At 70.9% G+C, this 22,711-nt stretch carries 22 protein-coding genes; 12 read left to right on the top strand and 10 right to left on the bottom strand.

The genetic code is table 11. The features are described 5' to 3' along the window. Positions 1 to 4: 4 nt before the first annotated feature. The 3 genes from AB0L71_RS08555 to AB0L71_RS08545 form a co-directional block, all read right to left on the bottom strand. Positions 5 to 1,006, bottom strand: a complete 1,002-nt coding sequence (locus AB0L71_RS08555; protein ID WP_365239662.1) for an MBL fold metallo-hydrolase — start codon at positions 1,004 to 1,006, stop codon at positions 5 to 7. Between the two features lie 370 nt (positions 1,007 to 1,376). Then, on the bottom strand, positions 1,377 to 2,555 hold the full coding sequence (locus AB0L71_RS08550; protein WP_365239660.1) for a ricin-type beta-trefoil lectin domain protein: 1,179 nt from the start codon (positions 2,553 to 2,555) through the stop codon (positions 1,377 to 1,379). 214 nt (positions 2,556 to 2,769) lie between these two features. Further along, on the bottom strand, positions 2,770 to 3,570 hold the full coding sequence (locus tag AB0L71_RS08545) for a DeoR/GlpR family DNA-binding transcription regulator (RefSeq protein ID WP_365239657.1): 801 nt from the start codon (positions 3,568 to 3,570) through the stop codon (positions 2,770 to 2,772). A gap of 186 nt (positions 3,571 to 3,756) precedes the next feature. Here AB0L71_RS08545 and AB0L71_RS08540 point away from each other — a divergent pair, with 186 nt between their 5' ends. Next, positions 3,757 to 4,641, top strand: a complete 885-nt coding sequence (locus AB0L71_RS08540) for a sugar isomerase (RefSeq protein ID WP_365239654.1) — start codon at positions 3,757 to 3,759, stop codon at positions 4,639 to 4,641. Between the two features lie 121 nt (positions 4,642 to 4,762). On the opposite strand, the gene AB0L71_RS08535 is transcribed toward AB0L71_RS08540, so the two are convergent. From AB0L71_RS08535 to AB0L71_RS08525, 3 genes are all read right to left on the bottom strand, one after another. After that, a complete protein-coding gene (locus tag AB0L71_RS08535) occupies positions 4,763 to 5,323 on the bottom strand; it encodes a hypothetical protein (RefSeq protein ID WP_365239651.1) in 561 nt (186 codons plus the stop codon). A gap of 105 nt (positions 5,324 to 5,428) precedes the next feature. Then, entirely contained in the window at positions 5,429 to 6,535 is a 1,107-nt protein-coding gene (locus tag AB0L71_RS08530; RefSeq protein ID WP_365239800.1) for a P1 family peptidase, read from the bottom strand. A 248-nt stretch (positions 6,536 to 6,783) separates the two neighbouring features. Next, positions 6,784 to 7,473, bottom strand: a complete 690-nt coding sequence (locus tag AB0L71_RS08525; RefSeq protein ID WP_365239649.1) for a 4'-phosphopantetheinyl transferase superfamily protein — start codon at positions 7,471 to 7,473, stop codon at positions 6,784 to 6,786. A 214-nt stretch (positions 7,474 to 7,687) separates the two neighbouring features. Between AB0L71_RS08525 and AB0L71_RS08520 the strand changes: the two genes are divergently transcribed. Continuing rightward, on the top strand, positions 7,688 to 8,131 hold the full coding sequence (locus AB0L71_RS08520) for an SUKH-3 domain-containing protein (protein ID WP_365239798.1): 444 nt from the start codon (positions 7,688 to 7,690) through the stop codon (positions 8,129 to 8,131). Between the two features lie 85 nt (positions 8,132 to 8,216). Here AB0L71_RS08520 and AB0L71_RS08515 read toward each other — a convergent pair whose 3' ends face one another. Further along, entirely contained in the window at positions 8,217 to 8,717 is a 501-nt protein-coding gene (locus AB0L71_RS08515; RefSeq protein ID WP_365239647.1) for a hypothetical protein, read from the bottom strand. A 308-nt stretch (positions 8,718 to 9,025) separates the two neighbouring features. Here AB0L71_RS08515 and AB0L71_RS08510 point away from each other — a divergent pair, with 308 nt between their 5' ends. Further along, positions 9,026 to 9,631 carry an XRE family transcriptional regulator gene (locus tag AB0L71_RS08510; RefSeq protein ID WP_365239644.1) on the top strand — a complete coding sequence of 202 codons (606 nt, stop codon included), beginning with the start codon at positions 9,026 to 9,028 and terminating at the stop codon, positions 9,629 to 9,631. Between the two features lie 40 nt (positions 9,632 to 9,671). Here AB0L71_RS08510 and AB0L71_RS08505 read toward each other — a convergent pair whose 3' ends face one another. Together AB0L71_RS08505 and AB0L71_RS08500 are read right to left on the bottom strand one after the other, a co-directional pair. Further along, positions 9,672 to 10,520, bottom strand: coding sequence for an IclR family transcriptional regulator (locus AB0L71_RS08505; RefSeq protein ID WP_365239641.1), 849 nt, complete (start codon positions 10,518 to 10,520; stop codon positions 9,672 to 9,674). 266 nt (positions 10,521 to 10,786) lie between these two features. Next, positions 10,787 to 11,755 carry a zinc-binding dehydrogenase gene (locus AB0L71_RS08500; protein ID WP_365239639.1) on the bottom strand — a complete coding sequence of 323 codons (969 nt, stop codon included), beginning with the start codon at positions 11,753 to 11,755 and terminating at the stop codon, positions 10,787 to 10,789. A 341-nt stretch (positions 11,756 to 12,096) separates the two neighbouring features. Here AB0L71_RS08500 and AB0L71_RS08495 point away from each other — a divergent pair, with 341 nt between their 5' ends. From AB0L71_RS08495 to AB0L71_RS08455, 9 genes are all read left to right on the top strand, one after another. Continuing rightward, positions 12,097 to 13,035: a VOC family protein gene (locus AB0L71_RS08495; protein ID WP_365239637.1), complete on the top strand. Its 939-nt coding sequence runs from the start codon at positions 12,097 to 12,099 to the stop codon at positions 13,033 to 13,035. Then, positions 13,032 to 14,339 (top strand): aromatic ring-hydroxylating dioxygenase subunit alpha, encoded by a 1,308-nt coding sequence (locus tag AB0L71_RS08490; RefSeq protein ID WP_365239634.1) that lies wholly within the window; start codon positions 13,032 to 13,034, stop codon positions 14,337 to 14,339. The genes AB0L71_RS08495 and AB0L71_RS08490 overlap by 4 nt, the downstream gene beginning before the upstream one ends. Beyond that, positions 14,336 to 14,683 carry a bifunctional 3-phenylpropionate/cinnamic acid dioxygenase ferredoxin subunit gene (locus AB0L71_RS08485; protein WP_365239631.1) on the top strand — a complete coding sequence of 116 codons (348 nt, stop codon included), beginning with the start codon at positions 14,336 to 14,338 and terminating at the stop codon, positions 14,681 to 14,683. Before AB0L71_RS08490 ends, AB0L71_RS08485 begins: the two co-directional genes overlap by 4 nt. Then, entirely contained in the window at positions 14,680 to 15,891 is a 1,212-nt protein-coding gene (locus tag AB0L71_RS08480) for an FAD-dependent oxidoreductase (RefSeq protein WP_365239629.1), read from the top strand. The genes AB0L71_RS08485 and AB0L71_RS08480 overlap by 4 nt, the downstream gene beginning before the upstream one ends. Positions 15,892 to 16,036: 145 nt before the next feature. Next, positions 16,037 to 16,597: a 3-phenylpropionate/cinnamic acid dioxygenase subunit beta gene (locus tag AB0L71_RS08475; protein WP_365239627.1), complete on the top strand. Its 561-nt coding sequence runs from the start codon at positions 16,037 to 16,039 to the stop codon at positions 16,595 to 16,597. Positions 16,598 to 16,681: 84 nt separating this feature from the next. Further along, complete coding sequence (locus tag AB0L71_RS08470; protein WP_365239624.1) at positions 16,682 to 17,566, top strand: alpha/beta fold hydrolase; 885 nt, start codon at positions 16,682 to 16,684, stop codon at positions 17,564 to 17,566. 3 nt (positions 17,567 to 17,569) lie between these two features. Continuing rightward, a complete protein-coding gene (gene hcaB, locus AB0L71_RS08465; protein WP_365239622.1) occupies positions 17,570 to 18,442 on the top strand; it encodes a 3-(cis-5,6-dihydroxycyclohexa-1,3-dien-1-yl)propanoate dehydrogenase in 873 nt (290 codons plus the stop codon). Between the two features lie 68 nt (positions 18,443 to 18,510). Beyond that, a complete protein-coding gene (locus AB0L71_RS08460; protein ID WP_365239620.1) occupies positions 18,511 to 20,088 on the top strand; it encodes a long-chain-fatty-acid--CoA ligase in 1,578 nt (525 codons plus the stop codon). A 163-nt stretch (positions 20,089 to 20,251) separates the two neighbouring features. After that, the gene (locus tag AB0L71_RS08455; protein ID WP_365239618.1) at positions 20,252 to 20,794 is read left to right on the top strand and encodes a GNAT family N-acetyltransferase; all 543 of its coding nucleotides are present in this window, start codon (positions 20,252 to 20,254) and stop codon (positions 20,792 to 20,794) included. A 173-nt stretch (positions 20,795 to 20,967) separates the two neighbouring features. Here AB0L71_RS08455 and AB0L71_RS08450 read toward each other — a convergent pair whose 3' ends face one another. Beyond that, on the bottom strand, positions 20,968 to 22,371 hold the full coding sequence (locus tag AB0L71_RS08450) for a lipase family protein (RefSeq protein ID WP_365239616.1): 1,404 nt from the start codon (positions 22,369 to 22,371) through the stop codon (positions 20,968 to 20,970). Between the last annotated feature and the right edge of the window lie 340 nt (positions 22,372 to 22,711).

The following is a 22,711-nucleotide window of genomic DNA, read 5'->3' as shown; positions in this document are numbered from 1 at the left end:
CCGCCTACTTCCCTGCCGGGCGGACTGCTTCACCGGCCTGCTCCACCTCCTGGGCCACCACGGCGACCTCGGTCATCACCTGGAGCACCCCGGGCAGTTCGGAGCCGTCGAGCTGCCGGTACTCGCTGCCGATGGTCACCACCAGCCGCTCGGGGAGGCCGAGTTCGGGGTGCCGACCCTCGGCGATGACCCGACGGGCCGCCTCGATGGCGGGAATCCCGGCGGCGTGGAAGGCGTGGGCGCGCTCGCGCACGTACTCCAGGTACACGATGTGGTCACGCACCCCGGCACGGTCGAGGACCGGTCCGTGCCCCGGCACGATGATCTCGGCACCGGTGGCCAGAATCCGCTCGCAGGCCGCGATCACGTTGTCGAGCGGGCCCGCCCAGTGCACCGGGTGGTCGCCGGGCTGAGCAGGGGTGGAGGAGAAGATGACGTCCCCGCTGAACACGGCGCGTTGCACGGGCAGATGGACCATCAGGTCGCCGGTGGTGTGCGCGGGCGGCAGCGCGGAGAGCTGGACCGGGTACTCCCCCAGGGTCAGTTCGAGCTCCCCGGTGAAATAGGTGGTCGGCTGCACCGGCTCGGTCTGCGACCAGTCGAAGGGGCCGAAGTGGCGTCCGAGATAGGCGCCGAGCGGGGTGGCCGGATCGCCGCCCGCGACGAGCGCGTGCTGCTGCTGGGGCGTGGGCTCGTAGTGGATGTGTTCGCGGGCCTCGCGGGTCGCGATGATCTCCGCGTCCGGGAGTACGCCCGCTCCCCAGAAGTGGTCGCCGTTCGCGTGGGTGACGACCACCCGGTCGATGGAGCTGCCGCCGGGCAGCCGCTTCCTGGATTCGTCCAGGAACTGACCGGCCAGCGCGGTGTCGTACGGGGTGTCGATCCAGAGCGCGCTGCGGGGCGAGGTCAGCAGGCCGCAGTTGGCGAGACCCCAGCCGCGTCTCGGCGGGAGCCACGCGTACAGGTCCCGCTCCAGCTCGACGAAGTCTCCACCCGTGCTCTGCATGGACGCGATTATGCCGACCCCGGTCGGGCCGCGCGTTCGCCCCTCGTCAACGCACGCTCCGCATGGCGCAAAATCGACGGTGCTGCTGGCCGAGGTCGGCGGGTTGGTGACGGTGCGAGACCAGGAGCCGTCACCTCGATACGTCATTTTCCGGATATCTGGCGTCAATTCACCGCTTGGCATCGCGGAACGCAGCGACAGCAGACCGAACGGTCGCTGGCCCGCATGGGGCCGATTACCCACCGAGCATGGCTGAAAATAGACGAATCAGAGAGCCCCCGGTGTCGGCGTCGCTATCCGTGCCTGCACGACACTGCCACCGGGGGCCTCCTCGATGTCGGGGCCGGGTACCGCTGTCGGCTGCCGCGCCCTAATACGTGGCAGGCGGCGTCCACTGCTGGTTGGCGCCGCCGTGGCAGTCCCAGAGCGTGAGCGCGGTCCCGCTGGTGCTGTCGCTGCCCGGGACGTCCAGGCAGCGGCCGGATGCCTGGTTGACCAGCACCCGTGTGGAGGTGTTGTACGTCCACAGCTTGGCGGGGTCGGTCACGGCGCCGCCGGTGCCCGTACCCGCACAGTCACGGACCACGACAGCCGCGCCGTTGCCCGTGCCGTCCGCGGTCAGGCAGTAGTCGGACATCAGCCGCAGGGTGCCGTCGGCCGCCTTCACCCATGCCTGGTTGTTGCCGCCCGTGCAGCCGTAGATCAGGGCCGCCGCCCCCTCCGAGATACCGCCCGCCGCGTCCACGCACTTTCCGGCCAGACCGGTGACCGGTCCGCGCACCGAGTTGCCGAGGGCGAGGTTCTGCACGGTGCCGCCGCTGACCGTGTCGGTCCGCGTCATGGACGCACAGGCGTTTCCGCTGTTCGAGGTAGCGGAGACCTGGGCGGTCACCGTGCCACCGTTGCCCTGGGGCAGGCCGAAGCGGGCGGCACTGAACGGCTGGTCGTAGCAGGTGGCGCGAGGGTCGTTCCACTCGAAGTACTCCGTCCAGTCGACCATCCCCGAGGGCGAGATGGCGGTGGCCGGTGTCTTGATGCTGCCCAGTTTGTACGACGTACCCGCCGTGGTGTCCGCGACGGTGGCGCCGAACCAGCCGTCGCCCTCGGCCGCGACCTTGAAGGTGTACGTGTGACCGGCGGTCCAGTCGAGGTTCATCCGGCAGCTCATGCCCTCGCCCTCGCCGCCGAAGCTCTGGCACCAGGAGCCGGAGGAGCCGGCCGTGGCCTGGGAGACGTCCCAGACGGAGAAGAGGAGCAACCTGCTCGATCCGCCGTTGGACTGCATCCCGAGGTAGGCGCCGTTGCCCTGGTCGAAGCCGAACTGGTGGCTCCAGAAGATCCTGGAGGTGTACCCGGGGTCGTGCAGGACGGTCGTGGACCAGGTGACGTCGGTCAGGACCGGCGCCCCGGAGAAGGAGTAGTAGGTGTAGGTGCCGGGAGTCGTCCCGAGGTCCGCGGCCTGGGTGGGGCCGGCCGCGCCGAACAACGCCAGCGTGGCCGCGGCGGCCGTGGCGAGGGTGGTGCCGAACAAGTGGCGCAGAGTCATCATGCCTTGCACCTGCTTCTGGTGGGGGGAACAGGAACGTGCGTGCTCTCTTGCGTGCACCTCCACGGCGCCGAGGTGCGGGCCGCGCGAGAGGAGGTACTGCCATATGTTTCATGACGGCGCGACAGACGACAAGGGATGTTCGCTTGGCGGAGGAAACAAACATTCAGAGCCATGAAAGGAGCTTTTTCCCCGGCCAACGGCACCAGAGTGGGCGTCACACGGCGATGACGGTGACTCCGGCATCGGTGAACCGGGCCTGCGCCTCGGGCGTGATGCCACTGTCGGTCACCAGGAAGTCGACCCGACCGAGATCACAGACCCGGGCGAAGGCCCGCTTGCCGATCTTGGAGGAGTCGGCGGCGACGACCACCCGCTGCGCCTGCTCGGCGAGCAGACGGTTGATGCTGGCCTCACCCTCGTGGTGGACGTACGTCCCGCGCTCGGTGTCGATCGCGTTGACGCCCAGCACGGCGACATCCAGGGTGATCTCCCCCAGCACGCCGCTGGCCAGCGGGCCGGTGAGTTCGTACGACTGGGGCCGGGGCACGCCACCCGTCACCACGATCTTGATCTGCGGCCGGATCACCAGTTCGTTGGCGATGTTGAGCGCGTTGGTCACCACGGTGAGCGTCGGCTGATCCCCGGCCCCACGGCCGGTGTCACCGACGAGGTCGGGGCGGACGGCCAGCGCGCGGGCCACTTCGGTGACCGTGGTCCCGCCGGTCAGTCCCACCACCTCGCCCACGGCCACGAGTTGGGACACGGCTCGGCCGATGGCCTGCTTCTCCGGGGCGTGGCGTCCCGCCTTGTAACGCAGCGCCAGCTCGTACGAGACCCCGTGGGCAACGGCGCCGCCACGGGTCCGGGTGAGCAACTGCTGTTCGGCGAGCTGGTCCAGGTCGCGGCGGATGGTCGCGGCCGAGACGTCGAGTGCCGTCGCGGCCTCCTCGACCTCCACCCTGCCGTGTTTCCCGACCAGCTCCAGCAGCGCGTTCCACCGGGTATCCCTGGACAAGAGAACTCTCCTTACAGGTCCGGGGTTCGGGCGCCCATCCCCTCGGGCGCGGTCACCGGCACCTGCGCAAGCGTGACACAAGCCACCGACCAGTCAGACTGGCTGCGCCATGAATGCTTGAACATGCGCATAGTGCCCCTATAACGTGCGTGAACGAGCATCCCACCTCGCGTACGGAGCGCAGAAGTGTCATTTATCGAGAGTGAGACCGCGAGTCAGCCGGAGTGCTGGCGGCGCGCCGCCGACTTGGCACCGAGCCGGTCGGCCGCCCTGCCCACCACCGGCGAGCGCATCGCCGTCGTCGGCTGCGGTACCTCGCTGTACATGGCTCAGGCGTACGCGGCTCTCCGCGAGGCATCCGGGCAGGGCGATTCCGATGCGTTCGCCGCGTCGGAGTTCCCCCTCGGCCGCCGGTACGACCGAGTCGTCGCCCTCACCCGCTCGGGAACCACCACCGAGGTGCTGGAACTGCTGGCCCGGCTCCGCGGCACCCTCCCCACCGTCGCGATCACGGCCGACCCGGACACCCCGGTGATGACCTCGGCCGACGATGTGGTCGTGCTCGACTTCGCCGACGAACGGTCCGTGGTCCAGACCCGGTTCGCCACCACCGCACTCACCCTGCTCCGCGCCCACCTCGGTCTGCACAGCGACGCCGTGGTCCGTGACGCCGAGACCGCACTGGCCGAGCCGCTGCCCGAAGGCCTGGCGGAGTGCACCCAGTTCACCTTCCTCGGCCGGGGCTGGACGGTGGGCATCGCCAACGAGGCCGCGCTGAAGATGAAGGAGGCGTCGCTGTCCTGGACGGAGGCGTACCCCGCGATGGAGTACCGCCACGGTCCCGTCAGCATCGCCACCACCGGCACGGCGACCTGGATGTTCGGCACCGCCCCCGAGGGCCTTGCGGAGCAGGTGGGCTCGACCGGCGCCCGCTGGGTGCACAGCGGCCTGGACCCGCTGGCCGACCTGGTACGCGTCCAGCGCTTGGCGGCCGTTCGCGCCGCCGCCCGCGGCCTGGACCCGGACAGCCCGCGTCATCTGACCCGTTCAGTGGTGCTCGCGGACAACTGACCGGCCAAGCGGCGTCACCGGTGCACGTGCAGCAGCCCGGGCGAGGGTGTTCGCCCGGGCTGTGACCGGGCCGGCGGTCCTGCCGTCCACCGGCCCGGCCCCCCGGAGGATGCCGCGGTGGTCAGGATTCCTCGAAGTAGACGTCGAGGACCGCGTCGAGTTCCTCCGCCCACGCCTTGAGGCTGCTCCTGGCCGGGGCCTCGACCTCCGCGTTGAACCACCGCCGGGTCGACATATGGACCGTGACGGTGAACCGGCGGCCGAAGCGAGGGGTCTTCACCTCGACCGCGCCGATCTCGTCCCAGCGGAAATCAGCCTCCTGATCATCCAACCGGAACCGAACGCCGTCGTGGTCCGCCGTGATCGACCCACGCCGGTCGCTCACCTCGAATACAGGGCCGTCCGCTGCCTCCTTGTCGTCGGCCGCCGCTTCCGCAGCAGCCTCCGCCTCGGCCACCTCCTCCTCGGGCACGGCATCGGCGTCGTCGGGAGCGTCGGCGCCGGGCGCCTGCTCCTCTGTCTGCTCCTCTGTCTGCTCCTCTGTCTGCTCCTGGTCCTGGTCCTTCTCCTGGTCCGTATCCGGCTTCCCGGCCGTGCCGGGGGCCGTGATGCCAGGGATGTACGCCGGGTCTGTCCCCGCGGCGTACCCGGGCTGAGTGCTGGGGTCTATGCGCTGCTCCACGGCGGGCAGTATGGCCGACGAACCTGTACGAGACCAGTGACCACCGCACTCCCCGCCTGTCGCCCCGGCCACAGCCGGCCCCTCAGCCACGCCTTCCGTACTGCGTCACTGTCGCCGTGCCGTGAGGAGTTCCGCGACCCTGTCCAGCGGGAGCGCGGGGACGTGATGTCCGGCCCGGCCGGACATCGAGTGGGCGCCGGTGAGCACGTTGAGCACCGCTTCCTCCACCGCCTCGACCACCGCGCCGTAGAAGGGATCCATCCGGCCCCAGGGAACGAAGCGCATCGACTCGTACGGCGCGCTGCCGTCGTCCTCCGGAAACGTACTGGTGAGCGCCGACGGATTGGCCGTGGAGAAGGCCAGGAAGAGGTCCCCCGAGAAGTGGCTGCCGGTGGTGCCGGTGCGGGCGAGGCCCAGCGTCACCCGGCGGGCCAGGGCCTTGCACTGCCCCGGCAGCAACGGCGCGTCGGTCGCCACGACCACGACCACCGAGCCGGCACCGGGCGGCACCGGGCGCTCCTGGCCGGACGCGGGTTCGGGAACCGGCATGCTCGCCGGGTCCGGCAGGTCCCGCCCCATCGGCACTCCGGCCACCGTCAGTTCACGCAGGGCGCCGAAGTTGGCCTGCACGAAGGCGCCGACGGTATAGCGGTCCTCGCCGTACCTCACCACCCGTGACGCCGTCCCCGAGCCGCCCTTGAAGCCGTAGCAGCGCATGCCCGTCCCGCCGCCGACGCATCCCTCCTCGACCGGGCCGGAGACCGCCGCCTCGATCGCCTCCGCCGCATGGCGGGGCTCCACGGCCGAACCGTGGATGTCGTTGAGATAGCCGTCCCAGGTCTCGGTGATCACCGGCAGCAGCCACTCCGGCGCCATGTCACGACGGTTGGCGCGTATCCACTCGACCACACCGCGATGGACGGGACCGACCGCATAGGTGTTGGTGATGACCACCGGCACGGCGAGCGAACCGCTCTCCTCGATCCAGGTCGTTCCGGTCATCTCACCGTTGCCGTTGAACGAGTGCCAGCCGGCCGCACAGGGGATGCCCACGCCGTCCCGGCCGCGCGGCAGGAGCGCCGTCACCCCGGTACGTACGTCCTCGCCCTCGACCAGGGTGACGTATCCGACCTCGACACCGGGCACGTCCGTGATCGCGTTCCACGGCCCCGGCTCGCCGGGCAGCGGGATGCCCGCCTCCCGTGCGCGCATACGGCCTTCGCTTCGGCCGATCCCGTCCGCACTGTTCTCGCTCTGGCGCTGTTCGCTCATGCGGTCAGAGAGTACGGGCGCATCGTGCGTCGCACGAGGTGCGAGGCGACATCTCGTCATCCGGGGTTCGTGGCGCTGCTGTCCGGGACGACGGGTCCGGTCACCGCATGGCTTTTGCCAGTGCCCCGAAACGTCGTCCCGGCCCTGCGTCCCGCGCGCACAGCGGCGGCGGGACCCTGCGGCGTCCGCTACCCGGCGGGCGTGCCCGGTACGTTCTCGACGGCGATCGCGGTCGCCACGAGACCGTCCGCGACCAGCCACCGGCCGCTGAACGCCGTCGGGGTTGCCGTGGTCCCAGCCCCGGAGTCCCGCTCCGTCGCGGAACTCAGCAGCTCGGCGGTGAAACTCCCGTTCGGGTGGAGGGCGATGTCGGCCTCCTCGAAACCGAGCCAGCGGTGGGTGAGCGGGAACCAGGCCTTGTAGACGCTCTCCTTCGCGCTGAAGAGCAACCGGTCCCAGTGGACCCCGGGGACCGCCCTGCGGAGCTCGCGCTCACGCTGCACCTCCGTCGCGAGCGCGATGGTCTCGTGCACCCCGTCGGGCAACGGCGCGTGCGGTTCGGCGTCTATGCCGACGGTGACCACATCCGTCCGGTGCGCCACTGCCGCAGCTCGGTAGCCGACGCAATGGGTCATGCTGCCGACGACCCCGTCCGGCCACATCGGCGCGCCCCGTTCGCCTTTGAGGACGGGAGCGGGCGGGAGACCGAGCTCGGCGAACGCGCGGCGGGCGCACCAGCGTGCAGTGGTGAACTCCCTGCGCCGGATCTCCACGGCGTTGCGGATCAGCTCCTCCTCACCGGGCAGGAGCACTGCCTCGGGCGGGTCGGCGAGCGACTCGGCCACCGCCATCCGGGACGGCAGAATCTTCTCGATCATCTTTCCCCTTGCACCGGCTGGTTGATCTGTTCCCCGCAATCGTCCCTGAAACCGGCCCACTTACTGAAGAGGTCCGCCCTACAGGAGCATCGTGCTCGACGTTCACAAGAACCGTTTCAGGCGCGCTATCCGTGAAAGCGGTCACACACTGTTCAGGGACGCCAGCCGCTGGGATGATCGCTGCTCGCCCATAGTGGAGGAACCGGGGTCCGGGATGAGTGGCTGGTCACCAGAGGTGCACGAGGTGTTGGAGGCGTCGGGATGGACGCCTGGCCGGAAGGCAGACACGGCTCGCTGGAGATCCATGTTTGAAACCGTCGGCCTCGCCATGCACGACGCTGCGGAAGCCTTCCTGCAAGAGTTCGGCGGTTTGACAGTGAACGTCAGCGGGCCGGGGATCAGCTGTGCACGCACACCGTTCGCGTTGGACCCCGAGCTTGCCTGGGGCGAGGATGATCGGTTTGCGGAGTGGGGTGAGTCGATCGGGCATCGTCTTTTCCCTCTCGGTGAGCTGGATCACGGCCGGTTCTTCCTGGGCATTGATGAAATGGGTGTGATCTATCTCGTCGAGACGTGGATTGCCAGCTTCGGACCGATGCCGCAGGCATTGGAGAACTTGGTTCTCGGCATGGCTCCTCGCCGGATCGATGAGGGGTAAGAGCCTGTAGGACAAGCGTCCTGGCGTGTCGCTCACCTGTAGAGGAGCACTCGTTTGCGGTCGCCGCTCGACGCCAGCCGCAGCGTCAGCCGGTCACCACCATCAGGACCCCCACCCACTCCACCAGCAACACGAGTACCCCGTATCCGAGGATCGGGCCCACAGACCGGGCCGGGCGACCTGCGTCCTCGAGCACTACCGTTCTGTGCGCGGCCAGTGCGGCCGGGACACCGACGAAGTAGAGGGCCGACGCGCAGAGCAACCAGGCCGAGATGTCCTGCCATGGACGGAACTCGGCTCCTCGTACGCAGAGGGCCCCGATCAGCGGCAGGCCCATGACCGGCACCAGGACCAACAGCGCCGCGAGCACCACCCACCACCAACGCCTTCCGTCGCCCCGACACACCCCCAGCCAATGGCCGAGGGCAACGGAGGGCAGGACGTAGGCGGCAGACAGCAACGAGCCGACGAAGAGAAGAGCCGGCAGGACGAAGGGCAGCAGAATGACCGACCGCACATCCGGCACCACTCCGAAGAGCGGCGTCGCGACGAGCAGGCCGCAGCCCTCCAGCCACAGCACAGCCATCGACACCGACGACGGTGCAACGCCGCGTTCCTGCCGGATGCCCCCGTGCAGCAAGCGTGTGATCTCCCCTCCCGGCTTCGGCACGCATTCTCACGGGCAGGGCAGACACAGAAGCACCCGCGCGCGGCAGCCTACGGGCCGGCGGCACCGTCCACCGGGGTGATTCGGCAACTGGTACGACGGGACGGAGGTGGCCGTGACCCGTCCTGTGCCGTTGCGTGGCACGGCACGGACGAAATCCATGCCCTCTACACCGAATTCTCGCTCTCAGCCCGTTCGCAGCCGTCCGGGTGACCTATGGTGGTTCGGTGTCAACAGGAATCACCGTGGTCGCGCGCAACATGCGCATCCTCAGAGAGCAGCGCGGGCTGTCGCTGGCCGAACTCGCCCGCCAGGCCGGGCTGGCCAAGCAGACGCTCTCCAAGGTCGAGCTGGGCACCGGCAATCCCACGGTGGAGACGCTCTTCGCGGTCGCGGCCGCGCTCGGGGTTCCGGTGACGCGGCTGGTGGCCGAACGCGAACAGGTCATGACGGTGCGCCGGGGCCGGGACGCGGCCTGGCAGGAGCAGTCCGGATACGAGGTGCGGAGCCTCGACCATGTCTACGGCTCCGGTGTCATCGAGAACTACGTGCTGCGGATCCGTGGCGAGGGATATTCGGAGCCGCATCCGGTGGGCACACTGGAGCACCTCTACGTGATCAGCGGCCGGGTCCGAGTGGGGCCGCAGGACAGTCCGGTGGAGCTGGAGGCCGGTGACTTCGTACGCTTCCCCGGCGACCGCCGCCATCTGTACGCATCCCTCGACGGGGAGAGCGTGGTGCACATCGTCGTGAGCGTGCCACGGGTCCAGCCGGGAACCGGCGGCGGACACGGCACCGTGCGGCGCGAGAACGGCGCACCCGCCGAGGGCTGACCCCGGCGGGTGGGTGACGTCGACGGAACGGCGGTCCGGCTCAGGCCGCCGCGGGTTCCGCCGGTGCGGAGGTGCGGCGGCTGCGCGGACGGACCACGGTGCCCAGTTCCCTGGCCGCCTCGAAGGCGACCCGGCGCAGCTCCGGTGCGATCCGGGCGAGCTCGATGCGGTGCGGTGCGCCGGAGACCGAGATCGCGGCGACGGGGCGGCCGGCCGCACCCATGACCGGCACGGCCACGCAGGTGAGGCCCGGCAGGACCTCCTCGCGTTCGTACGCGATCCCCTCGCGTCGGATCCGGGCCAGTTCGGCCCGGAAGCGCGCCGGGTCGGTCACCGAGTGCTCGGTCCGCTCCGGCAGCCCCTGCGCGATGGCCAGCTCCGCCGCGTCGTGGTCGAAAGCGAGCAGCGCCTTGCCGACCGCGGTGCAGGACGCGGGCATCCGCGAGCCGATCCGGGTGGGCGTACGGGTCCGGCGGTGACCGTGCAGCTTGTTGACGTATATGACCTCCGTGCGGTGCAGCACCGCCAGGTGCACGGTCTCCTGGGTGAGGACGTACAGCTCGGTCAGGAACGGGAGCAGCCGTTCCTGAAGCATCAGCGGCATGGGCCCGTAGACCCGGCGGCCGATGTCGAAGAGCTGGGGTCCGAGCCGGTAGCTGCTCCCGACGCGCTCGACGACGTCGTTGCGCTGGAGGATGCCGAGCAGCCGGAACGCGGTCGACTTGGTGAGTTGCGTACGACGGGCGAGTTCGCTGACCCCGACCTCGCGGTCCTCCTCGGCCAGCGACATCAGCAGGGTCAACGCCTTGTCCACGGCGGTCTGCTGGTCCTGCTGGGGTCCGGTCCCGGACGCACTTCCGGCATCGGTGATCGAGGTGGGGTCGAGCATGTTCGCCTCCGCAACATTCTCCGGCGGCCACTTCAGTGGACGTGCGTCCACTTTAGAGGACCACCTGGGCAGCGTGAACAGCGAAGAAACCCGAATACGACGAAAGCCGTGCCTCGTATGTCACATCCGCGTGAAATACGAGGCACACTTCCGAGGAATCGACCAAATACCAACTAATCCAATCTCATTCGAACCGATCCGAACCGATTCGAGCTGATACGGCCGATGTCGCCGGTCATCGTCGGTCGTGTCCGGGCGGCCCCGGATCACGGCCGGACGATCACCTTCCCCGTGACCTCGCCGTCGATCATGGCCTGGAAGCCCTCGTGGATGGCGGTCAGCGGGATCTCCCGGTCGATCCGGGGCCGCACCCCGGCACTCTCCATGAACCGCAGCAGCGACACGAACTCCTGCCGGGTCCCGCCGGTGGAGCCCAGCACCCGCTGCTGGAGGTAGAAGACGCGGTTCAGGTCGGCCGGCGGGTTGGCCCCGCTGGTCGCCCCGGCCACCACCACCGTGCCGCCCGCCCGCAGCGAACGCAGCGAGTGGGACCAGGTGGCCTCGCCGACCGTCTCCACGACCACATCGACCTTCTCCGTGAGCCGCTCCCCCGTCGGCAGTGCCACGTGGGCCCCCATCTCCAGGGCCGCCTCCCGCTTCGCCGCCGACCGGCTGGTCGCGTACACCCGGGCTCCGGCGGCCCGCGCCAGCGCGATGGCCGCCGAGGCCACACCGCCGCCCGCGCCCTGCACCAGCACCCGGTCGCCGGGGCGCACCTGGGCCTGGGTGAACAGCATCCGGTACGCCGTGAGCCAGGCCACCGGCAGACAGGCCGCCTCGGCGAAGGACAGCGCGGCCGGCTTGGGGATCAGGTTCCGCCGCGGCACGCACAGGAACTCCGCGAACGCCCCGTCGTGCTGCTCGGAGAGCAGCGCCCGGCCGGGGTCCAGGGTCTCGTCGCCGCCTCCGGCCTGCGGGTCCCCGATCACCGGGTGGACGACGACCTCGTTGCCGTCCTCGTCGTACCCGGCCGCGTCGCAGCCCAGCACCATGGGCAGCCGGTCCGCTGGGTGGCCGACACCACGCAGGGTCCAGATGTCGTGATGGTTCAGCGCGGCCGCGACCACCCGGACCACCGCCCACCCCTCCGGGGCCACCGGGGCGGGGACCTCGCGCAGCTCCAGCCCGCTCAGCGGATCGGCGGGGTCCTGGCGTACGGCGACGGCGGCGAGCATCGGTCCTCCTGGGAAGGGGCGGGACGGGGGCTGGGCAGGGGCGGGGCGGCATCAGGATCGGCACACGGAGCGCGCACCGGCGCACCGCGCGGAGCTCCGACCCTTCCCGGCCGGGGCGGCTGGCGGCCAGCCGCTGTGCCGGAAAGCGGCACGGCCCTTTCGGTGACCCCGGCGCCGCCGACGGCCCGCTCCCGGGTGTGGCCCAGACGCGTTCCACAGGGCGGCACAACGCATGGCAGCACCCCTCCGGGACGGCGTCTTCTGGGGTCTGCCCGTACGGACCGACAGCCCGTCCGGCCATCGCCCGTACACCCTGACCAGACCTGAAGGGACCGCCCGTCATGCAACTCAGCGGACTGGGATACTTCGGACTTCGCACCCGGCACATCGACCGCTGGCGCACCTTCGCCGAGGAGGCGCTCGGTCTGTCGGCACAGACCACCGAGGACGGGCTGCGGCTGCGCGCGGACGACCGGGCCTGGCGCATCGCGCTGCACGAGGCCGACGCCGAGGAGTTCGGCTATGCCGGCTGGGAGGTTCCCGGCCCTGCCGAACTGGCCGCCGCCGCAGCGGAGCTGACCGAGGCCGGCATCGACGTGACGTACGCCGACGAGGAGTTGCTGCGCAAGCGCGATGTGCTCGGGCTCTTCCATGTGAAGGACCCCAACGGCGTCCAGGTCGAGATCTTCTACGGCGCGCGCACCGCCATCACCCCGTTCGTCTCGCCGACCGGAGCCCGCTTCGTCACCGGTGAACAGGGCCTGGGGCACGTGGTGTTCTCGGTGGACGACTATGCGGCGACGCTGCGGTTCTACACGGAACTGCTCGGCTTCCGGCTCTCCGACTTCTGCGACCTCGGCCGCAAGCGCATCGCGTTCCTGCACACCAACCCGCGCCACCACTCGCTGGCCTTCGCCGGTCTCATCATCGAGCCCGAGCGCAAGCCGCGGAAGGACGTCGAGCCGGGCGAGCTGTTCCACTTCATGCTGGAGGTCGACGACCTCGACACCGTCGGCTACGCCTACGACCGTTGTCTGGACGGCGCCGCACCGGTCGCGCTGACCCTCGGCCGGCACAGCAACGACAAGATGCTCTCCTTCTACGCGATCACGCCCTCCGGCTTCGAGATCGAGTACGGCCACGGTGCGATCACCGTCGCCGACCCGTGGACGGCGACCCGTGTCGACGGCACCAGCCTGTGGGGCCACCGCCGCCCGCCCAAGCCCGCCGCCCCCGCCGCGCCCCCGGCCGCGCCGGCCCAGGAAGGAGCCACGGCATGAACGCCCTGAACCGCACCCCGGCCCCCTCCGTCGACGTCAGCGAGTACTTCGACATCGACCACGGTCTCGTCGATCGCGGGATCTTCAGCGACAACGCGCTGTACCAGCAGGAACTGCGCCGCGTCTTCGCACCCAGCTGGCTGTTCCTCGCCCACGAGTCCCAGTTCAGGAAGCCCGGCGACTTCTTCAGCACGTACATGGGTGAGGACCCGGTCATCGTGACCATGGGCAAGGACCGGCGCATCCGGGCCTTCCTCAACGCCTGCCGGCACCGCGGCATGCGGGTCTGCCGAGCCGACGCGGGAGCCACCAAGGCGTTCACCTGCAGCTACCACGGGTGGGCGTACGACACCTCCGGCAAGCTGATCAACGTCCCCAACCGCGAGGGATATCCGGACGACTTCGACGAGAGCCGCTGGGGCCTGACCGAGGTCGCCCAGCTGGACACGTACAAGGGTCTGATCTTCGCGACCTGGAACCCGGACGCCCCGCCACTGGTCGAGGCGCTCGGCGGGATGACCTGGTACATGGACGCCATGCTCGACCGCGACCCTGAGGGCACCGAGGTCGTCGGCGGAGTCCACAAGTGGGTGCTGGAGGGCAACTGGAAGCTCGCGGCCGAGCAGTTCGCGTCCGACTGGTACCACGTCAACATCTCGCACGCCTCCGCACTGATGGTCATGTCGCCCACCGGCAAGGGCCCCAAGGCGGAGATCGTGCAGACCCCGGGCCGCCAGTACACCGACCCGAACGGGCACGGCGCCGGCTTCCCGACCCACCCCAAGAGCCGCTTCGACGACCGGGTGGTGCACGGGTACTACGACTACGACCAGCTGCGCGAACGCCTCGGCAAGGAGCGCGCCGAGGGGCCGATGACGACCGGCCACGCCACCGTCTTCCCCAACTTCTCCTATCTGCCGGTGAACGGCAGCATCCGCGTCTGGCACCCCAAGGGCCCGGACAAGATGGAGGTCTGGGCCTGGACCATCGTCGACAAGTCGATGCCCGACGAGGTGAGGAACGCCCAGCGCCTGTACAACCTTCGCACCTTCGGACCCACCGGCATCTTCGAGCAGGACGACGGCGAGAACTGGAGCGAGGTCCAGGCCACCGCGCACGGCTTCATGGCCGGTGGCATGACGCTCAACTACCAGATGGGCATCGGGATGTCGGCCGAGGACGGCGTCCACCCCGGCACCACCGGACACCTCTACTCCGACGGGGCCGCCCGCGGCTTCTACACCCGCTGGCGCGACCTGATGAACACCCCGGCCTGGCACGAGAAGGCAGCTGAAGAACGATGACCACCACCGACAACGCAGTCCGGATCGCCGACGTCGGCGACATCGAGGAGGGCGAGGCCCTCCAGGTGCCCGCCGAGCGGACCGGACACAACGACGCCATCGCCGTCTTCCACGACGGCGGCGCCTACTACGCGCTCGACGACACCTGCTCGCACGGCCAGGCGTCGCTCGCCGACGGCTGGATCGAGGACGGCGAGGTCGAGTGCCCGCTGCACAGCGCCCGCTTCTGCCTCAAGTCGGGCGAACCGCAGTGCATGCCCGCCACGATCGCCGCCCGGACCCACAAGGTCGAGGTGCGCGACGGCGGAATCTGGCTGCACGCCGGTCAGGAGCCCACGGCATGAAGAGGATCGCCCTGGTGGGCGCGGGTATCTCCGCCGTCTCCACCTGCGACGCGCTGCGTTCCGGCGGCTACGACGGCGAGATCGTGCTGCTGAGCGACGAGGAGGGCGTGCCGTACGACCGTCCGCCGCTCAGCAAGGACGTCCTGCTCGGAAAGGCCACCGTCCGCGACGACGTGGCCCTGCGGCCGGCCGACTGGTACGAGAAGCAGCGCATCGAGCTGCGGACCGGAACCGCCGTGACGGGGCTGCGCCCCGACGAGGGCGTACTCGAACTGGCCGACGGCACCGAACTGACCGCCGACCGGATCGTCCTGGCCACCGGCGGAACCGTCCGCACCCTGCTGGTGCCGGGCGCCGACGACCCCGCCGTGCACACCCTGCGCACCTGGGCCGACGCCGAGCTCCTGCGGTCCCGGCTGACTCCGGGGGCCCGGATCGCCGTCGTGGGGGCCGGGCTGATCGGCGCCGAGACCGCGGCGGTCGCCGCCCAACTGGGCTGCCGGGTCACCCTCATCGACCCGGTACCCGTACCGCTGACCGCCGTCGTCGGACCCGAGATCGCCGGGGCGCTGCACGAGCGGCATCGCACCGAGGGCATCGACGTCGTCACCGGCGGCGTGGAACGCATCGACCGGGCGCCGGGGGCCGACGAGGTCACCGTCACCGTCGGCGGCCACTCCTCGCCGATCACCGCCGACACGGTCGTCGTCGGCATCGGGATCCGGCCGGACACCGCGCTCGCCGAGGCCGCCGGGCTCACCGTCGACAACGGCATCGTGGTGGACGCCGGCCAGCGCACCTCGCACCCGCGCGTCCACGCGGTCGGGGACGTCGCCCGCCGGGCGGACCACCCGGTGCGGCACGAGCACTGGGACGCCGCGCAGCGCGGCGGACAGGCCGCTGCCGCCGGGCTGCTGGGCACGGACGTGCCCGCCGAGCCGGCCTCCTGGTTCTGGTCCGACCGCCACGGCAGCCGGCTGGAGGCGGTCGGCTCGATGGCCGACGCCGAGGAGACCGTGCGCCGCGGCGAGGTGTCCGGCGCGTTCACCGTGTTCGGGCTGCGCGCGGGACGGGTGGTCGCCGCAGCGGCGATCGACCGGCCCAAGGACATCAAGGCCGCCCAACGGCTGGTCGCCCGCGCTGTCGCGGTCACCCCGCAGCAGCTCGCCGACGAGTCCGTGGACCTGCGCAGCCTGCTGCGCGGCTGACCCCGGTCACGACCTTTCCCCCCGCCGCCCGGTGGCCGGCCGCAGTCCCGCCACCGGGCCCGTGCCGCGGACCGGCACACCCGCTCCCCGCACCCGCCGCCGTGCGCTGGGATAGCCGACGCAGCGCGGCCCTCAAGGAGGATCCATGAGCATCCACACCCCGGACTCCGCCGCCCCCACCGGTGGTGCGGCGCTGGACGACATGCTGCTCCACTTCGAGGTGCAGCGCCTCTACACGCTGGAAGCCCAGCTGCTCGACCAGCACCGCTACGCCGACTGGCTGGAACTGCTCGCCGAAGACCTGCACTACTGGGCGCCGGTGCGGACCAACCGGCTGCGGCGCCAGCAGTCGCTCGCCGACGGCGCCCCGGGCGAAGTCGCCATCTTCGACGAGACCAGGGCGAGCCTCGCCTGGCGCATCCGGCGCTTCGACTCCGGCATGGCCTGGGCCGAGGACCCGCCGTCGCGCACCCGGCACCTGATCACCAATGTCACCGTGCGCCCCGGTGACGAGCCCGGCACGTATGTCGCCGAGTCCGACTTCCTGGTCTACCGCAACCGGCTGGAACGCGAGGTCGACCTGTACGCGGGCGGCCGCACGGACCTGCTGCGCCGAGGGGAGGACGGTGGCCTGCTGATCGCCCGCCGTCACATCCTCCTCGACCAGAACGTGCTGCTCGCCAAGAACATCAGCACCTTCCTCTGACCGGCGGCCCTCCCCCACCCTGTACCTCCCCCGTACCACCCGGCAGGCCCACCCCGCCCGCCCCCGCATCCCCGTGGAGTTCCCGTGACGTCCGTCCGTGCACACGACGCCGTAGACGCCGTAGTTCCCGAGATCACCGAACACACCGTCCAGACGTCGCTGGGCACGATCTCGGTCAAGGAGGCCGGGCAGGGCCCGGTCCTGGTGATGCTGCACGGGGGCGGACCGGGTGCCGACGGGCTCGCCAACTACCGGCAGAACCTCGCCGCGCTCACCCCGCACTTCCGGGTCGTGCTGCCCGACCAGCCGGGTTTCGGCGGCAGTTACCGGCCGTCCGAGGAGGAGCTGGACGCCCGCTCCATCACCGAGATCACCGTGGACGCGCTGCTGCAGGCCCTCGATGCCCTCGGCATCGAGCGGTTCCACCTGCTGGGCAACAGCCTCGGCGGCGCGGCCGCGATCGCCACCGCTCTCGCGGCGCGCGACCGGGTCGAGAAGCTGGTCCTGATGGCGCCCGGCGGCGGCTGGCTGCCGTTCGGCCCCACCCCCACCGAGGGCCAGAAGGCGATGTTCCGCTACTACAACGGTGAGGGCCCCACCGTGAAGAAGATGCGGGACTTCATCCGGGTCATGACGGCCGAGCCCAAGCGCTGGGAGGACACCCTCCAGGCCCGGTACGAGGCCTCGCTCGACCCGAGCCACATCGAGTTCTACCACCGCTACAACGCGGCCTTCGCCAAGCGTCACGGCATGGACCCGCTCTGGCGCGACGTGCACCGGATCAAGGCGCCGACGCTGCTGCTCTGGGGGCGCGACGACCGCACCATCACGCTCGACGGCGCCCAGCTCATGCTCAAGCAGATCCGCGACGTCCAGCTGCATGTGTTCGGCGGCTGCGGCCACTGGGTGCAGCTGGAGCGGCAGGCCGAGTTCGAGCGGCTCGTCACCGACTTCCTCCAGGAGCGCTGAGCCATGACCACCCCGGCACGCCCCGCCGTCACGGAACCGGCTGGCCGCTGGCTCGAGGGCGACGTCGCCCTGATCACCGGTGGCGCCGCCGGCCTCGGCCGCGCCGTCGCCCTGCGGTACCTCGCGGAGGGCGCCCGGGTCGCGGTGCTCGACCGGGACGCCGAGCAACTGGCGGCCCTGGCCGAGTCCGCGGGCGAGTACGCGGACCGGGTGCTCGCCCTCACCGGTGACGTACGCTCGACTCAGGACCTGCACGCAGCGGTCACCGCCACCGTGGAGCGCTTCGGGAAGCTCGACATCCTGGTTCCCAACGCCGGGATCTGGGACTACCACCGCAGTCTCACCCGGCTCACGGGCGAGGAGCTTGCCCAGGCGTTCGACGAAGTCTTCGCCGTCAACGTCAAGGGCTACCTGCTCGCCGTGGAGGCGGCCTGGCGCGAGCTGGTCGCCACCCGGGGCAGCATCATCATGACCTTGTCCAACTCCTCCTTCCACACCAACGGCGGCGGCCCCGTCTACACGGCGAGCAAGCACGCCTGCCTCGGTCTGGTACGGGAGTTCGCCTACGAGCTCGCTCCCAAGGTCCGGGTCAACGGTGTCGCCTGCGGCGGGATGCGCACGCAGCTGCGGGGGCCGGAGAGCCTCGGGCTCGACGAGCGCAGGATCGAGGACTCGTTCGCCCGTGCCGAGGCCGCGGGCGCCGTCCCGCACGTGCCGCTCTACGAGGCGAGCGTGGAGCCGGAGGACTTCACCGGGACGTACGTCCTGCTGGCTTCCCGCCGCAACAGCGGCAACATCACCGGGGCCGTGGTGCCCGTGGACGGCGGCATCGCCGTACGCGGTTTCCGCACCGCGGCCGGCGGCGCCGATCTCTGACCGGCCGCCGTCCCGCTCTCCCCCACACCACCCTCCAGCCGACAGTCACCGAAGGAGCCGCTCGGGTCATGGTCGACATCAGTCCTGCTGCCGCTGTGCAGCGCAGAGCACGGTACGACTCAGCCGCCGCAGCCCTCGTCTACGAGGGCCGGACCATCACGGCGGGCGCCCTCGCCGCGACCACGGCCGGGCTCGCCGCCGGGCTCGCCGCCCTCGGCCTGCGGCGCGGCGACCGCGTGGCGTACCTGGGCCTCAACAGCGCCACGCTGCTGGAGACCATGCTGGCCGCCAGCCACCTCGGCGCGGTGTTCGTGCCGGTCAACCACCGGCTGGCCGCTGACGAGGTACGGCATATCCTCAACGACTCGGGCACGCACACGCTGATCGCCGAGGAGGGCCACCGGGCCCTGGCCGAGAAGATCCTCTCCGACGTCCCGGTACGCCGGTCCGTCCTCGTCGACACCGACCCGTCCTGCCCGACGGCCCCCGCCCCGCCCGCGGTGTGGACCCCGCTGTCCGAGGTGCTGTCCTCCGGCGCGGCGCCGCAGGCCGCGGTGCCGGTGGAGGAGGACGATCTGGCGGCGCTGATGTACACCTCGGGCACCACCGGCCGCCCCAAGGGCGTCATGCTCACCCATGGCAACCTGTGGTGGAACGCGGTGAACGTCGACACCATGGTCGACACCCGGCCCGACGACGTGAACCTGGCCGTGGCCCCGCTCTTCCACATCGGCGGGCTCAACGCCCTCACCCTGCGCACCCTGACCCGCGGTGGTGTCGTCGTCGTACGCCGCACCTTCGAGCCCGAGCAGTGCCTGGCCGACCTGGTCGAGCACCGGGTCACCAGCATCTTCGCGGTCCCGGCGATGTTCACGGCGCTCACCCGCGCACCGGGGTTCGAGGAGGCCGATCTGTCCGCGCTGCGCGCGGTGATCGTGGCGGGCGCCGCCGTGCCTCCCCAGCTCATCCGGGACTACGCGCAGTCGCACGGGGTGCTGCTCCAGCAGGCCTGGGGGCTGACCGAGACGGCACCGTTCGCCACGTATCTGCCCGCCGCCCGCACCCTGGAGAAGACCGGTTCGGCCGGAGTGCCGATGCCGTACACCGAGGTCTGTCTGATGGTCCCGGGCCAGGGCGGCATCATCGAGGAACCACATGTGCGCGGCGAGATCTGTGTGCGCGGCCCCAATGTCGTGTCGGGCTACTGGAACAACCAGGAGGCGACGCAGGAGGCCTTCGACCGCGCGGGCTGGTTCCACAGCGGCGATGTCGGATACCGCGACGAGGACGGCCTCTACTACGTGGTCGACCGGATCAAGGACATGATCATCAGCGGCGGCGAGAACGTCTATCCCGCCGAGGTCGAGCGGGTGCTCAGCTCCTTCCCCGGAGTCCACGAGGTCGCGGTCGTCGGCATCCCGCATCCGAAGTGGGGGGAGACCGTCGTCGCCGTGCTGACCTGCGAGCCGGGGGTCGAACCGACCCTTCAGGAGGTGCGCGACTTCGGGGCCGGGCGGCTGGCCCGCTACAAGCTGCCCACCCGGGTGGTCCTCGCCCCCGAACTCCCGCGCACCGCAAGTGGCAAGCTGGTCAAGGGCCGGGTACGGGACATCGTCATCGACCGGACCGAGTCGGCCACCGGCTGACCCGCCTCCAAGGACCGGCCCGGTACCCCTCCTCACCCCGGGCCGCAACTGGCCCGCCCCCCTGGCCCGAGGACGGGGGGCGGGCTTCCCCCTGACCGGGGCCGTCCCCCTCACGGGACCCACCGCACACCGAGGATCCCCCCACCACGAAGGGCCGCCGCCCATGACACCCACTCCCGCCGACCGCCGCCCGCTGCCCGTGCCGCCGCTCCCCGGCCACCTCGGCGGATGGTCGCTGCACCCCACCGTGGCCGAACACCCCTCCCCAGACGCCGCGTTCGGTACGGCCCCGGCGGGCGCCGTTCGCGCGTACTCCGTGAGCCGCGGCCACGACGGACAGCCGGTCGCCCGCCTGACGGTCCACCGGGTGGTGCACCATCCGCTGCGCGGCTGCTACCCGGTCGGCGCGCACGATCTGCTGCTGGAACTCGTCGTCACGCCGCCGCACGCCCCGGCGACGGCCGTCCCGGACACCGCCGAGCTGCTCGGCTCGCTGGCCGCCGCCCTCTTCGCGGCCGATCCGTCCTGCCGTCGCATCATGACCGCCCCGGCCGTCGAGGACATCGCCGCTCAGGAGCGGTACGCCGCCGGGGGCTTCCGCCCGGTGGCCGAGGCCGATGTGCGGGAGGGAACCGTGCTGCTGATGGTGGTCGAGCCCGAGCAGGTCACCACCATCGCCACCTCGCTGTCCGACATGCCGCACTGAGACCGGACGGGGTGTCCCGGCGGCGACGCGAGGCGTGCCGCACCGGCCGTCCCCGGTGCACAGCCGAACGCCCCGCGGATCCGGGGTGCGCCGGGGCCGCGGGGCGGAGGACCGGGAGATCCCGAATCCTTGCGAGGGATCCCCCGGCCCCGTGGGTCCGGGGGATTCTCGCGTCAGGGCTGGATGGGCATCGACCAGCAGTTGGACGTGACGGACTTGCCGGAGAGACGGTCGGTGAGCCAGGAGACGGCGTCTCCCTGGTCGGTGAGGAGCGGCGCCAGGTGGTTGGTGAGCAGTCCGTCACCGAGGTTGGGCAGGGCGACGGCCACGTAGGAGACGTTGGCCCCCTTGGCGCACCAGTCGACGGCCAGCTGGCGTGCCTGTCCGTGCGGGACGATGTCGTCCTGGATACCGGTCGCCAGACGTACCGGGCTGGTCGGCTTCAGGGTGCCGATGCGCTGGTTGTCGAGGGTGTTCTGGATCTGTGGCTCGGCGGCCACGATGTCGCTGAGGGACTGGCCGGTGGTGGTCCACGACTTGCTCTTGGCGAACCCGTATCCGAAGAGCGCGTCACCGGTGCACATCGTGGACAGGTCGTTCAGCGCCTCCTTGCCCGAGGCGCTGAGGTACTTGTCGGCGATGGCACGCAGCTCGGGGTCGGACTGGAGGAAGCCGTTGAGCGACCAGCCCAGGGCCCCGGCCAGGGCGCTGCCGTCGATTCCCTTGATGACCTTGACCAGATCGGCGGGCGGCGCACCGGCGTAGGTGCCGGACAGGGTGATGTCGGGTGCGTAGGTGGGCTGGAGTTCGGCGGCCGAGGCGCTGGCGCCGCCGCCCTCGCTGTAGCCGTAGAGAGCGACGCGCGAGGCGGAGGTGACCGACGCTCCCGGCACCGCACGCGCGGCACGGACGGCGTCGAGCAGGGCGTGCCCGCCGTCGAGGCGGTTGACGTAGGTGTGCAGCCGGTCGGTGGCACCCAGTCCGACGTAGTCGGTGACGACCACCGCGGTACCGGCGGCCAGCAGCCGGTAGATCGCCAGGTCCTCGTAACCGACCGACATGGTCTCGCCGTTCAGCGTGATCGGGTTCTGCAGTGCCAGGGAGGCGGCGCACTGGTCGCCCTGCCCCATGGTGCCCGGCGCCAGGGCCACCAGCGGCCTGGGGCCGCTGCCCTTCCAGGCCGCCGTGGGCTCGATGTAGGCGCCGGTCACCGCGACGGGCTGCCCGTTGGAGTCGGTGGACTTGTACATCAGCCGGGTCGCGGTGCCGGGCAGCGGACCGTTGATGCTGGGCAGGCTGAGCGCGAGCGGAAGGGACTCGCTCCGGATCAGGGCGCCGTCGGCCGAGGGAAGCGAGGCGGGCGGCTGGTAGAACTCGGGGATGGTCACACCCCGGGAGACCACGTCGCCGGAGTCGGTGGCGGCCGCGGCAGGCAGCGCCTGGGCGCCCAGGCAGGCGACCGCCGCGAGTGCGGTGGCGAGGACGCGGAGTCGGTTCGGGCCGGCGGATATGCGTCCGCTGCCCCGGAGTTCGGTGGGTGCCGTATCCGGCCGGTCGGTGGGGCGGGGTCGGTTCATGCGGCTCACTCCCTGCTTCGTCGGTAGGTACGGGCTGTGCCGGTCCACGGTGTCCGGGGGCGACACCGTGGGCCTGTGCCGTTCTCCGCCCGGGATGGCTGTGGACGGCATGTGCCTTCCGGTCGGTCCCTGCGGATCACCTGTCGGTGCCGCCACCGCTGGGGGCAGGGCGACGCCGGTGCTGGTGCTCTGCGCACCGGGCACGGCGCACAGCGACGAGTGGTCGAGCGCTCGGGACGTGGTGCGTACTGCGGTGCCCGAGCGAGCGCACACCCTGGTGCAGGCGGAGTCCGATGCTCGTGGCACGGATCCGCCGCACTGCCATGGCGGGCCCCAGGGC

This window comes from Streptomyces sp. NPDC052052, assembly GCF_040680455.1.
In the GTDB taxonomy this organism is placed as follows: Bacteria; Actinomycetota; Actinomycetes; order Streptomycetales; family Streptomycetaceae; genus Streptomyces.
Note: the sequence above shows the minus strand (reverse complement) of the source record. Positions and strands in the feature narration are given on the sequence as shown.

Bases quoted from the DNA above. Each gene is read 5' to 3' on its own strand.
- AB0L71_RS08475 (WP_365239627.1), top strand. From the start codon at position 16,037: ATGAGCATCCACACCCCGGACTCCGCCGCCCCCACCGGTGGTGCGGCG.
- AB0L71_RS08460 (WP_365239620.1), top strand. From the start codon at position 18,511: ATGGTCGACATCAGTCCTGCTGCCGCTGTGCAGCGCAGAGCACGGTAC.
- AB0L71_RS08550 (WP_365239660.1), bottom strand. From the start codon at position 2,555: ATGATGACTCTGCGCCACTTGTTCGGCACCACCCTCGCCACGGCCGCC.
- AB0L71_RS08500 (WP_365239639.1), bottom strand. From the start codon at position 11,755: ATGCTCGCCGCCGTCGCCGTACGCCAGGACCCCGCCGATCCGCTGAGC.
- AB0L71_RS08480 (WP_365239629.1), top strand. From the start codon at position 14,680: ATGAAGAGGATCGCCCTGGTGGGCGCGGGTATCTCCGCCGTCTCCACC.
- AB0L71_RS08490 (WP_365239634.1), top strand. From the start codon at position 13,032: ATGAACGCCCTGAACCGCACCCCGGCCCCCTCCGTCGACGTCAGCGAG.
- AB0L71_RS08555 (WP_365239662.1), bottom strand. From the start codon at position 1,006: ATGCAGAGCACGGGTGGAGACTTCGTCGAGCTGGAGCGGGACCTGTAC.
- AB0L71_RS08520 (WP_365239798.1), top strand. From the start codon at position 7,688: ATGAGTGGCTGGTCACCAGAGGTGCACGAGGTGTTGGAGGCGTCGGGA.
- hcaB (WP_365239622.1), top strand. From the start codon at position 17,570: ATGACCACCCCGGCACGCCCCGCCGTCACGGAACCGGCTGGCCGCTGG.
- AB0L71_RS08505 (WP_365239641.1), bottom strand. From the start codon at position 10,520: ATGCTCGACCCCACCTCGATCACCGATGCCGGAAGTGCGTCCGGGACC.
- AB0L71_RS08515 (WP_365239647.1), bottom strand. From the start codon at position 8,717: ATGGCTGTGCTGTGGCTGGAGGGCTGCGGCCTGCTCGTCGCGACGCCG.
- AB0L71_RS08450 (WP_365239616.1), bottom strand. From the start codon at position 22,371: ATGAACCGACCCCGCCCCACCGACCGGCCGGATACGGCACCCACCGAA.
- AB0L71_RS08530 (WP_365239800.1), bottom strand. From the start codon at position 6,535: ATGCGCGCACGGGAGGCGGGCATCCCGCTGCCCGGCGAGCCGGGGCCG.
- AB0L71_RS08525 (WP_365239649.1), bottom strand. From the start codon at position 7,473: ATGATCGAGAAGATTCTGCCGTCCCGGATGGCGGTGGCCGAGTCGCTC.
- AB0L71_RS08495 (WP_365239637.1), top strand. From the start codon at position 12,097: ATGCAACTCAGCGGACTGGGATACTTCGGACTTCGCACCCGGCACATC.
- AB0L71_RS08485 (WP_365239631.1), top strand. From the start codon at position 14,336: ATGACCACCACCGACAACGCAGTCCGGATCGCCGACGTCGGCGACATC.
- AB0L71_RS08455 (WP_365239618.1), top strand. From the start codon at position 20,252: ATGACACCCACTCCCGCCGACCGCCGCCCGCTGCCCGTGCCGCCGCTC.